This is a genomic window from Sinorhizobium sp. M4_45, from assembly GCF_002885915.1.
Classification (GTDB): Bacteria; Pseudomonadota; Alphaproteobacteria; order Rhizobiales; family Rhizobiaceae; genus Sinorhizobium; species Sinorhizobium meliloti_A.
On the sequence record NZ_NWVE01000007.1, the window covers coordinates 368,024 to 379,378 of the forward strand.

Consider the following 11,355-nt stretch of genomic DNA (forward strand, 5'->3'; position numbering starts at 1 on the left):
CGGCATTCAGGCCGCGCGCTCGCGCCACCAGTCTTGAGCTTGCAGTTTCCAATAGGTGAGCTGGGCCACCGCCAGCCCGGCATAGCCGCCGGCCCAGACGAGCCCGAAGGGCTTGAACAGCTTGTAGCGGTCGGACTGACCCAGAATGCCTTCGGCCACCAGCTTTCCGCCGATGGCGGTTGTGTTCAGCCCGTGACCGCCAAAGGCCGTGCAATGCCATACTCCGGCTTGCATCTCTCCGATCTGTGGCATGAGGTGGCGCGCATAGGACATCAGTCCCGACCAGGCGAGCTCGGTCTTCAGATCCTTGAGCTGCGGATAGGTCCCAACCATTTCGCGCCGCAGTTCCCCGGCCAAGGCTGCCGGCGAGGCCGCGCGGGTGGTGATGCGCCCGCCCCAAAGTAGGCGTTTCCCGCCTTCGACGAGGCGATAGTAGTCGCCGGCGCGGCGGTTGTCGCCGATCGCGTCCGTGGTGGCGATGGCGGTACGGATGAGTTCCGGCGCTTCCTCGCTCAGCATGACATAGGTCGCGATCGGCAGGAACGAACGTTTCAGCCGTCCGTTCAAAGGACCCGTGTAACCGCCGGTGGTGAACACGACATGACGCGCTCTGACACTTCCACCCGACGTGGACACCGTCTTCTCGGCACTGTCGAGCACGCTCCCGGTCGCGGCCGAGCCCTCATAGATCCGGCCGCCAAGGCGTTCGATCTCGCGCGCCAGTCCGCGAAGATAGTTGAGCGGGTGCATGTGGAAGGCTTTGCGGTCGCGCAAGGCGTGGAAATATCGGTTCGACTTCAACACCGAACGGACCTCGTCGGTGGAGAGATAGTCGAGCTCATAGCCGTAGATGCGCCTCATCTCGTCGGCATGCGTCTTCAGGCTGTCGCCCTCGTCGTAGCGCAATACGCTCGTGATGCCGGGCTGCGGCCTCGCCTCCTCGATCTTCAGCGTCTCGATCGTTTCGCGAACGAATTCGACGCCTTCGATCGAAAGCCGGTGTATCTGTCGCGCCGCTTCGGTCCCGGCCATCCGGGCGATGTTGTCGCTGCCGGTGGCAAAACCCGGGCTGACGAAACCGCCATTGCGGCCGGAGGCCCCGAAACCGACGCTTTCGGCTTCGAGAACGATGACCGACTGTCCGGCGCGCGCCAGCTGCAACGCCGTCGTCAGACCGGCGAGCCCGCCGCCGATGATTACGCTATCGCATTCGACCATCCCGGAGAGGGCCGGCCTGACATTCGTTTCGGCTATTGTCTGTTTGTAATAGGTATTGGGATAGGACATTTTCTCTCGCCCGTCGACCGCGGTGGCAAGGCGGAGGGGCAGCGAGCCGCCCCCCGCAGGTATCGGTTCAGTCGGCGCTATAGTCCTTGCCGTACCACTTGGTGGTCAGCGTCGCGAGCGTGCCGTCCTTCTTCATCTCGTCGATGATGGCGCCAACCTTCTTCGTCCACTCCGGATCGACCTTTTCGGCGATGACCACCAACGGCTCCCTGAAGGCATATTCGCCCTCGAGGACGCGCAGCGGATAACCGTTTTTCATCGCGTTGAGCGCTGTCTGCTCCGGCGCGATGACGGCATCGAGGCGAACACCGTCGCCAAGACGCAGATCGTCGAAGGGCAGCATGGAATCGGCAAAGGTGCGGACCTCGCCCGGCTCGATCTTGTATTCGATCGGCGGCAGGCCAGGCGCATCGATCTCCAGCCGGCGGCGAATGAAATCTTCCGACGTGGTCGCCGTTTCGACGCCGATGACCTTGCCGTTCAGGTCTGCGACGGATTTCGCCTGGCTGTCCTTGTGCAGCACGTAAACATAGGGGCTGAAGTAATAGATGCCGACGAAATCGATGACCTGAGCACGCGCCTTGGTCGGGGTGACGGAGCCAACACCCAAATCGTAGCGCCCTTGCCAGCGGCCGCCGGTCAAGGTCGCCCAGTCGGGCGTTTCGAAGCTCACTTCGACACCAAGGCGCTTTGCGATCTCCTTGGAGACGTCGATATCGAAACCGACCAGTTCGTTGCTGTCGTCGAGATAGCTCTGGGGCGGCCAGCCGCTGTTGGTGGCGACCACCATGGCCTTCTTCCCCATGACGCGGTCGAGCGTCTCACCCGCCTGAGCGGCGGTTACGAACGCCAGTGCGGCAACGCCGATAGCGACCTTTGCAATTAGTCCTTTCACGCAATCCTCCTCTTCGATCGGTCAGCCCTACAGCGTCGCTTGCCTCGCAAAATTCGCTGTAGCACTCGACTTTGCTGCATGATCTGCGGAACATGCAGCGTGCTCCCAGTTATAAGATGTCTGACAACTGAATTAGTAAATCCTGCTGACGCGGTGTCAAGGCCGCATGGCGCACGGGTCCATGAAACGAAATGATGAGACGATGCGAATCGGTGATGGACTCGGCCGGAGCGCGAAGGATAAGGCGGTGTTGAGAGCGACGGGGAGCTAGGCTCCACACACTGTCCCGAAAGCGCGCCAAGGAGTGGACGCGGAGAGGCGGGGGGCGGCTTCCGCCTGAGCCCCGCCTCGCATGTGACGAGCACTTCACATCGCGGTCACTCGGCGGCCGTTGCGGTACGGCCGCCATTGGACAGCATCAGCCCTTGCGCACGTTTCAGGCATTCGGCCTGTTCGTTGCGATAGCGCGGCCCGATCTCCATCATCAACACGGTCTCCGGGAGGAAAGTCAGTTCACGGAAGATATCCTCCCACTCGATGTCGCCCCAGCCGAGCGGCATGTGCAGGTCGCCGATGCCGAGTGCCGTCGCCTCCTGCGGATAAAACGCCTGGTAAAAGGCCTGCGGGCGGCCGAAGGAATCGTGGACGTGGAGATGACCGGCAACGGGCGCCATGGCGCGGATCTGATCGCGAAAATTCAAACCGCGATAGGTGGACTCGATATAGGCATGACTGAAGTCGATCAGCGCCACCAGATTGGAATGGTCGACGGCCCTCACCGTCTCGGCGATCTCGGCCGGTGTCTGGCGATACTGTCCCGGTGCCGTCGAAAAGATATTTTCGAGCGCTATGCGCACGCCGTAGGGCCGTGCGAATTCCGCGAGCTCGAACAAAGCGTCACGCTCGCGCCGGTCTGCCTCCGCCCGCTCGAAAAGCTGCTCGGCACGCAGGTGACCGCCGTGCTGAACGATGATGCCGGCGCCGATGCGATCGCAGATCTCGACCAGGGCCTTTGCCGCCTCCAGCTGATAGCCCGCCGTTGCCGGATCCATGAAGTTCGAGGAAACGAGACCGTGAACAGTGTAGCGAAAGGGAAACCGGCGGGTCAGCGCCACAAGCCGCTCCACGCGCTCCTTGATCAATCTTCCGCCGGCGATGAGGTCGATGCTGGTCAGGCCAAGCTCGACCGTGTCGACGCCGAGTTCCCCCAGTCGGCGCAGGTCGGACTCGAGGCTCTCCAGTTCGCCGTCGACGGAACCCGAACTGAAGCCGGTTGCGATGATATTGCTCATTGACTGTCCCCATTGAGATGACCGGCTGCGACCGGACTGGAAAATACACGCTGTCGGAAACCGCTACACCTTTTCCTCTAGCGCATCGATGCGACTTCGGCGCCACGTAGAGCGAGCGCCAGATCGGGACTGTCCGAGGTCAGATGCCCGATCCCCCTTTCGAGCCAGCGGCGGACGCCCGCTTCCTCGTTGACGGTCCACACGCAAAGCCGCTGCACAGGCACCGAGCCACGGATGAGTTCCCACTCGTCCGCCATCAATTCGTGGTGGATCGCTACGATGTCCACGAGGTCGTCGGCGGCCGCGAGAAAGTCGGCGAGACCGCCTTGCCGCGCCGCCCAGTCGGCATTGACGGAGACGAGACGCGCGACATGCGGCGCATGGAGGCGGCAATCCTCGAGGACCGATCTATCGAAAGACGTGAGATGGGAGCGGTGGTCGACGCCGAAGCGCCGCAGCTCCTCAGCTACTCGGGCGGCGATGCCAGGGTAAGGCGTTCCCGTTTCGTCGGACTTGATCTCGACATGCAAGTGAAGTCCGTCCCGGGCTGCAAATATGCCCAGCACGTCACTCAAGGTCGGGATACTCTCGTCCGTATCGCGCAACGGCGTCGCGAGCCGCACCGCCGGTGTCATCCGGCGCACCGGCCCGGTCGCGTGTACCGTCCTGTCCAGCGTGGCGTCGTGGATGACGACCAGCTCTTCTGAATCGGTCAGGTGCACGTCGAACTCGATGGCATCGACGCCGAGCCGCAGCGCATTGCGGAAACCCGTCAGAGAGTTTTCCGGCCAGAGATTGCGGGCGCCGCGGTGACCGATGATTTTGGTCATGGGATTGGTCCTTAACGCACGGTGGGATCGAGCTTGTCGCGAAGCCAGTCGCCGACAAGCGAGATGGAAAGGGTCGTGAGCATGATGACGGCAGCCGGAGCGAGCATGATCCAGGGAGCGCGGGTCAGATATTCGCGCCCGAAGCCGACCATGTTGCCGAGGCTCGTTTCCGGCGGCTGCACGCCGAGACCGAGGAATGACAACCCGCTTTCCATCAGGATGATCTCCGGAAACGTCAGCGTCATCGACACGATCAGCGTCGATGCGACATTGGGCAGGATATGGCGGAGATAGACCCGCGCCGGGGTGGCGCCGAGTTGGACCACCGCGGCAGCATAGCCCTGCGCCCCGGCCGAGATCGCAAGGCCGCGGGCGATGCGCGCGTAGCGTTCCCAGCCGTAGAAGCCCATGAGACAGACGAGCAGCACCATGGAGGAGCCGAAGAAGGCCAGCACCGCCAGCGACATGATGAGAAATGGCAGGGCCGCCTGGAAATCGGCAAGCGCGAGGACCAAATGCTCGGTCAGGCCCCGGAACCGCGCTGCCGCGAAGCCGAGCGCCGTGCCGAAGACCGCCGAAAGCAGCGTCGCACCGAAGGCGATGATCAGCGAGACGCGGATCGACTGGATCAGCCGCGACAGCACGTCCCGGCCGAGCTCGTCGGTGCCGAGCCAGTGCTTGAGCGTTCCGGGCGCCGACAGCCGGCTCGTCAGATCCATCGCCGTGATGTCATAGGGGCGCAGATACCCGGCAAAAAGCGCGATGACGATCATCGCTGCGAGCCAGAGGAAGCCGAAGGCCACCGAAAGCGGCACCTTGCGGCGAAGGAAGGAAAGGGAGCCTCGTAGCCATCCCGCAAGAGGCGATCTCTCTGCCAGATCAACGGAAGCCATAGCGCATCTCCTTGGATCTAATGCCCGGCATGCGAACGCAGCCGCGGGTCGAGCCAGCCATAGAGCAGGTCGACGACGAGGTTCGACATCACCATTGCTGCAGCGATGATCAGCAGGATGCACTGAACGACGGCGAGGTCGCGGTTGCTGACCGAGACGATCAGCAGCCGCCCGATACCGGGCCAGGAGAAGATCGACTCCACCACCACCGCGCCGGCGATCAGCGAGCCGACCATGAAGCCGACGATGGTGACGATCGGGACTGCGGCGTTGGGAAGCGCATGGCTCCAGATGACGTCGCGCCATTTCAGCCCCTTCGCCGAGGCCGTGCGGATATAGGGCTGCCCAAGCACCTCGATCATGGCGCTGCGCGAGAAACGGGCAAGAATGCCGATCCCGCCGATGCTCATCGTGATCGTCGGCAGAATTCCATGCATCCAGGTATCCTGGCCCCCGGAGGGCAGCATGCCGAGAAGAACCGAAAAGATCAGCACGAGCACGAGGCCCATGACGAAGGACGGAACGGTAAAGCCGATGATCGCCAGCGTGATCACGCCGCGATCGGCGAAGCTCTGGCGGTGGAGCGCGGCATAGACGCCGGCGGGGATACCGATCATCAGCTTCAGGATCAGCGCCGGAAGCGTCAATTGCAGCGTCGCGGGCACCCGCTCCAGGACGAGGTGGAGCGCCGAGGCCTTGTCGCGCATGGACACGCCGAAATCTCCGGTGAAGATCGACTTGATATAGGCGAGGTATTGTATCCAGATCGGCTGGTCGAGGCCCCAGGCTTTGCGGAACGCATCGACGGCGTCCTGAGGCACATCGGGACCGAGCATCACCTGGGCCGGATCGCCCGACATGCGCAGCACGACGAAAGCGAAGGTCACCACGGCCAGGATGGTAATCACGGCGCGCATCAGACGCACGAGAACGAAGCGGATCATGCCCGTCTCCTCATGGTCTCGACCGAGGCGGTTTCGCCCGCCACGGCATGACAGGCGGCCGTCCGGCCGTTGCCGGTCCGGAGAAGTGAAGGCACCCTCGTGCGGCAAATGTCGCGCGCAACGGGACAGCGGGGATGGAAGGCGCAGCCCGAGGGACGGTCGGCCGGGTTCGGCGGCTCGCCCTGCAGGATCACCCGGCCTTCGAGCGGCTTGCCCGGGACCGGGACGCTCGAAACCAGCGCCTTCGTATAGGGATGCTGCGGCGACCGGAAGATCACGTCGGAAGAAGCCTCCTCCACGATCCGGCCGAGATACATGACCGCGACGCGATCGGCGACGTTGCGTACGACCTTCAGATCGTGGCTGATGAAGATCATGGCGATGCCGTTCTTTTCCTGGAGGTCGCGCAGCATATTGACGACCTGCGCCTGGATCGAAACATCGAGGGCGGAGACGGGCTCGTCGCACACCAGGAGCTTCGGCCGCGAAGCAAGGGCGCGGGCGATGACGGCCCGCTGCCGCTGGCCGCCGGAAAGCTCGTGCGGGAAGCGCCCGGCCTGGTCGGGACGAAGCCCGACAGCCGCCATCAGCTCGGCAATGCGGGCGGCCTGGTGTTCTTTCGGGACGAGCCCGTGAATATCGAGCGGCTCGCCGATTTGCGCGGCAATCGTCAGGCGCCGGTCGAGTGCCGCAAGCGGATCCTGGTAGACGAGTTGCATCTTGGCGCGCAGCGCCCGCCACCCGGCGGTGCCGTATTTCGGCATAGGGCTTCCCGCGAAGCGCACCTCGCCGGCCTGCGCCGGATCGAGCCCCAGAAGCATCCGCCCCAATGTCGATTTGCCGGACCCCGATTCGCCCACGATTCCGAGCGTCTCGCCGGGCATGACCGCGAGCGAAATTCCGTCGACGGCACGCACGGGATTTGGGCGGCCGAAGAGCCCGCGCCGGACTTCGTAGATGCGCACGAGTTCGTCCGCTTCGATGAGCGCAGTCACGACATCAGCCCTTCGGGAATTCTTCTCTCGGCGTCGCCGCGCGTGACCGTCGGTACGGGGCGCATGCAGGCAAGGCGGCGCCCGTCGCCTTGGGGCTCGAGATGCGGGTAATCGCTCCCGCAGGCGTCGACGGCGCGGGGGCAGCGGGGCGAGAAGGAACAGCCCGCAGGCAGATGTTTCGGGTTCGGTACAGTCCCCCGGATAGGGATCAGCCGATCGCGCGGCCCGTCGATGCGCGGAATGGCATCGAACAGTCCCCGCGTATAGGGATGCCGCGGCTCCGAGAAGAGTTGCGCCACGCTTCCCTCTTCCACGATCCGGCCGGCATACATGACGCATACGCGATCGCAAACCTGCGAGACCGCGCCCAGATCATGGCTGATGAAGACCAGCGCCATGCCGGTCTCGGCCCGAAGCGTGTTCAGAAGATCGAGGATCTGCGCCTGGATGGTCGCGTCGAGCGCCGTGGTCGGCTCGTCGGCAATCAGCAGGTCCGGCTGGCCCGCGAGCGCCATCGCGATCATCAGGCGCTGGCACTGCCCACCGGAAAATTCGTGCGGATAGAGGTCGAAGCGCCGCGCCGCATCGGGAATGCCGACCATGTCCATCAGCCGCAGGGCCTCGAGGCGCGCCGCATCCCCGCGAAGACCGTGGTGAATGTAAAGCGCCTCGGCGATCTGGCGGCCGATGCGCAATACGGGATTGAGAGAGCTCGAAGGGTCCTGGAAAATCATTGCTATCCGCCCGCCGCGGACCTCCTCGAGAGCCGCGCGGCGTGCCCCGCACAGTTCGCGGCCGTCGATCCGGACAGAACCCGTGACCGCCGCCTTGCCCGGAAGCAGCCCGAGAGCCGCGAGCCAGGTCACGGACTTGCCGCATCCCGACTCGCCGACGAGGCCGACAGCCTCTCCTTTGGCAACATTGAGATCGATGCCATGCAGAACCTGAACGCCATCGAATGCGACCTTCAGGTCCCGCAACGCTACGAGATCCGATTTGGCAGCGCCCATTTCTCATTCCCGGTGTTCGACCGCGGCATCGCCGCTCGGTCCTCAAGGAATTCCGGCAGCCGCCGGGCTGCCGGAACACGGCTGGATCGAATTCAGCTCGCCCAGTTGGCGGCGCGGAAGTCCATGGCGAAGGCGGGCGCCGCCTTCCACTTCAACGAAGACTTCATGCCGGTGAAGACCGCGTTCTGGTGAAGCACCTGATAGACCGGGTCCTCGCGCTCGCAGATCTCGAGCATGCGGGCGAATGCCTTCTTGCGCTTCGCATGATCCGTTTCCGTTTCGAGGATCTGGGCCATCTGGTTGGCCTCGGCATTTGCCCAGTCCTTCTTCTGCTGAACCTCGCCGTTGGGGCCGAACTGGGCGACGATCGAGGAGACCGGATCGCTGAAGGAGGCGCCGGCCGACCAGTCGCGCACGCCCTTCGTGCCGGACGGGTCGTGGATCTGGCCCCAGTTTTCCTTCATCTGGATTTCGACATTGAGGCCGACCTGCTTCCACATCTCGACCATGATCTGGCCGTTCGCAGTCTGGTTCGTGTAGTAATTGTTGAGAAGGCGGAACGGGATCGCATCGCCCTTGTAATTGGCCTGCTTCAGGAGGTCCTTGGCGAGTTGCGGATTATATTCCGGAACCGTCCAGCCCTCGACGAACATGTCACCGTAGAAGGGGAACTGCAGGCCGGCCGGCACGGTCGTCTGACCGGACCAGAGCGCATCGACGATCGCCTGGCGGTCGATCGAATGGGTCATCGCCCGGCGGACGAGCGGGTCCTGAAGGGTCGGGTTCTGGACATTGAAGACGGAAATGCGGTGGTTGTGGATCGTCGAGCCCTGGACCTCATATCCGGGTGCGGCCTGAACCGCGGCGATCTGGTCCGGCGGCAGGTCGCAGGCGAAGTCGTATTCGCCGGAGAGCAGGCCGTTGACGCGGGATGAAACCTCCGGAACCTCGACGAAGCGGATCTGCTCCAGCGGGGGGCGGCCGCCCCAGTAGTCGTCGAAGGCGACGAGCGTCAAGGAAACGTCCGGCTTATGTTCGCCGACCATATAGGGGCCGGTGGTGATCGGCTTGCGTGCCCAGTCCATATAGGTCGCCGCCTCGTCCCATGCGCGACGGTTGGCAATCTGGCTGCCGAAGGCATAAAGGCGGCCCTCGATGGTGACGTCCGGCGTCGCGTTGTGGAAGCGAACGGTATATTTGTCGACGGCCTCCACGCCGGCAAGCGCCGGCCACAGGCGCCGCCCGGTGCCCGGCACGACTGCCGGCAGCTCCTTGGCGGTTGCGGGCTTGTGCTCATCCTCGAAAACGGTCTTGCCGCCTGCGGGCTGAGTGTCCCCGAACACGCGCTGCGCGGAGAAGCTGAACACGACGTCGTCGGCCGTGAGTTCGTCGCCATTGTGGAACTTCACACCCTGGCGCAGCTTCAGCTCGAGAGTCTTGTCGTCGATACGCTTCCATTCCGTCGCAAGGCCGGGGACCGGACCCTGATTGCCCATCCAGTCGCGCAGGATCAGGCCCTCCCAAAGGTTTGGGAAGAACACGCGCTCGCCGACATTCGACTGCTCGTTCCAGACGTCGAGCGTATTGTTGATGGTGATCTTCTGCACCGCGATGGTAACGGACGGGCGCTTGCCTTGGCTGAACGCGAAGCGCGGCAAGATCAAGCTGCCCGCAGTCGCGCCCATGAGGCCGAGCGCGGCTCGCCGATTGATTGAAAGCATGAGACTCTCCTTTTGGATGGAATCGAGCACCCGCGCGGATGCCGTTCAGCGTCGGGTCTAGTTCCGCCAGACGTCGTCTTCCTGATGTTTGGGTGAAACTTTCGTGACAGGGGCTCGACGGCGAGCCGTTAGGCGCCTCAGCTCCTTCGGAGGGATCGTCTGCCCATCCGCGCCGCCGGTCGACGCGCCGTGCAAAGCGACAATGAATGAAGCTGCAGTCATGGGGAGTAAGGCGTCCAACTGAACATCGTCAGAAGCCAATTAGTTCACATGTGTAACACTGATGTGACGTATGTAACTCTTCTCCATGTCGCCTTGCCCGATTAAGGATGACATGCGGTCTGAGCAGACGCGCAACGTTGCAGGGGGGTGCATGGGGCAGCAGAAACTGATGGCCAAGGCCGCTTGGCTCTACCATGTGGAAGGACTGACGCAGGCCCAGATCGGCGAACGCATGAATCTCACACGCCGGAGGGTGAACGAGCTTCTTGCCGCGGCGCTGGAGCAGGGCGTCGTCCGGGTCAGCTTCAGTTCGCCCCTTGTCGAGAGTGTCGAACTGGAATCGCGGCTGCGTGACCGTTTCGGCTTGGATGATGCCGTGGTCATGCCCACCCCTGCCGATCCGCGCTTTGTTCATGCCGTTATCGGGCGCGGAGCCGCCGCCTATCTCGATCGCCTGATCCAGGCGCGGAAACCACATTCCATTGGCGTTGGCTGGGGAGCGACCTTGCGCGAGACGATGCAGCATATGACGCCCGCCAACGAGCCCAGGATCGATGTCCGATCGATGATGGGCGGGCTGACGCATGGTTCGGAGATCAACACCTTCGAGATCGTCCGCGGCTTCGCGGAGGTGCTGAAGGCGCAATGCCACTATTTCGTCGCGCCGATCTATGCCGAAACGCCGCAATCGCGCGAGGCCGTGATTGCCCAGTCGGTGTTCCGCAAGACCTTCCGCCAGATCTGCGACGTCGACATATCCTATCTCAGCGCCGGCGACATGTCGCAGCACTCGCTGCAGGTGCGCTATGGCCTTCCGGAGGGGACGAAGGTGAGCGACCTCATAGCCCTCGGTGCGGTCGGCGATCTCCTCGGCCGGTATGTCGACGCCGAAGGAAATCCCGTCGATCACCCGCTCAACCGTCAGGTGCTCTCGCCCGAGTTCGACGAATACCGCCGCATCCCTTGCCGCATCGTCGCCTCGGGCGGTTCGCACAAGCACGACATTCTCCTGGCCCTGGCACGGGCGAGGCTGCCGACGATCATGATCACCGACGCCGACAGCGCCATGGCGATGCTGCAGAGGTGATGGACCGGAATCCGCATTGGACGACGGCCGCATCGGCGCTGGGGAGCCCCCAAACGCAAAAAGGCCCGCTGATGCGGGCCTTTTCGTGTGTACGTGCATGTGTATGTGTTTGGTTGCGGGGGCAGGATTTGAACCTGCGGCCTTCAGGTTATGAGCCTGACGAGCTACCGGGCTGCTCC

General features: G+C 63.6%; 10 protein-coding genes. 1 reads left to right on the forward strand and 9 read right to left on the reverse strand.

Translation table 11 applies throughout. The features are described from left to right. Positions 1–6: 6 nt before the first annotated feature. The 9 genes from CN933_RS20830 to CN933_RS20870 all read right to left on the reverse strand — a co-directional run bounded on the left by CN933_RS20830 (position 7) and on the right by CN933_RS20870 (position 9,867). Positions 7–1,287 (reverse strand): NAD(P)/FAD-dependent oxidoreductase, encoded by a 1,281-nt coding sequence (locus tag CN933_RS20830; RefSeq protein ID WP_018099337.1) that lies wholly within the window; start codon positions 1,285–1,287, stop codon positions 7–9. Between the two features lie 67 nt (positions 1,288–1,354). Next, positions 1,355–2,182, reverse strand: a complete 828-nt coding sequence (locus CN933_RS20835; protein WP_018099336.1) for a transporter substrate-binding domain-containing protein — start codon at positions 2,180–2,182, stop codon at positions 1,355–1,357. Between the two features lie 377 nt (positions 2,183–2,559). Then, positions 2,560–3,474, reverse strand: coding sequence for a TIM barrel protein (locus tag CN933_RS20840; protein ID WP_018099335.1), 915 nt, complete (start codon positions 3,472–3,474; stop codon positions 2,560–2,562). Positions 3,475–3,551: 77 nt separating this feature from the next. Beyond that, entirely contained in the window at positions 3,552–4,304 is a 753-nt protein-coding gene (locus CN933_RS20845) for a glycerophosphodiester phosphodiesterase family protein (RefSeq protein WP_018099334.1), read from the reverse strand. An 11-nt stretch (positions 4,305–4,315) separates the two neighbouring features. Further along, entirely contained in the window at positions 4,316–5,197 is an 882-nt protein-coding gene (locus tag CN933_RS20850) for an ABC transporter permease (protein WP_018099333.1), read from the reverse strand. Between the two features lie 17 nt (positions 5,198–5,214). Further along, the gene (locus CN933_RS20855) at positions 5,215–6,141 is read right to left on the reverse strand and encodes an ABC transporter permease (protein ID WP_018099332.1); all 927 of its coding nucleotides are present in this window, start codon (positions 6,139–6,141) and stop codon (positions 5,215–5,217) included. Next, positions 6,138–7,136 carry an ABC transporter ATP-binding protein gene (locus tag CN933_RS20860; protein ID WP_018099331.1) on the reverse strand — a complete coding sequence of 333 codons (999 nt, stop codon included), beginning with the start codon at positions 7,134–7,136 and terminating at the stop codon, positions 6,138–6,140. The genes CN933_RS20855 and CN933_RS20860 overlap by 4 nt, the downstream gene beginning before the upstream one ends. After that, positions 7,133–8,146 (reverse strand): ABC transporter ATP-binding protein, encoded by a 1,014-nt coding sequence (locus tag CN933_RS20865; RefSeq protein ID WP_018099330.1) that lies wholly within the window; start codon positions 8,144–8,146, stop codon positions 7,133–7,135. Before CN933_RS20865 ends, CN933_RS20860 begins: the two co-directional genes overlap by 4 nt. A 92-nt stretch (positions 8,147–8,238) precedes the next feature. Beyond that, positions 8,239–9,867: an ABC transporter substrate-binding protein gene (locus tag CN933_RS20870; protein ID WP_018099329.1), complete on the reverse strand. Its 1,629-nt coding sequence runs from the start codon at positions 9,865–9,867 to the stop codon at positions 8,239–8,241. A 373-nt stretch (positions 9,868–10,240) separates the two neighbouring features. Between CN933_RS20870 and CN933_RS20875 the strand changes: the two genes are divergently transcribed. Then, a complete protein-coding gene (locus tag CN933_RS20875) occupies positions 10,241–11,176 on the forward strand; it encodes a sugar-binding transcriptional regulator (RefSeq protein WP_018099328.1) in 936 nt (311 codons plus the stop codon). The last annotated feature ends 179 nt before the right edge of the window (positions 11,177–11,355 follow it).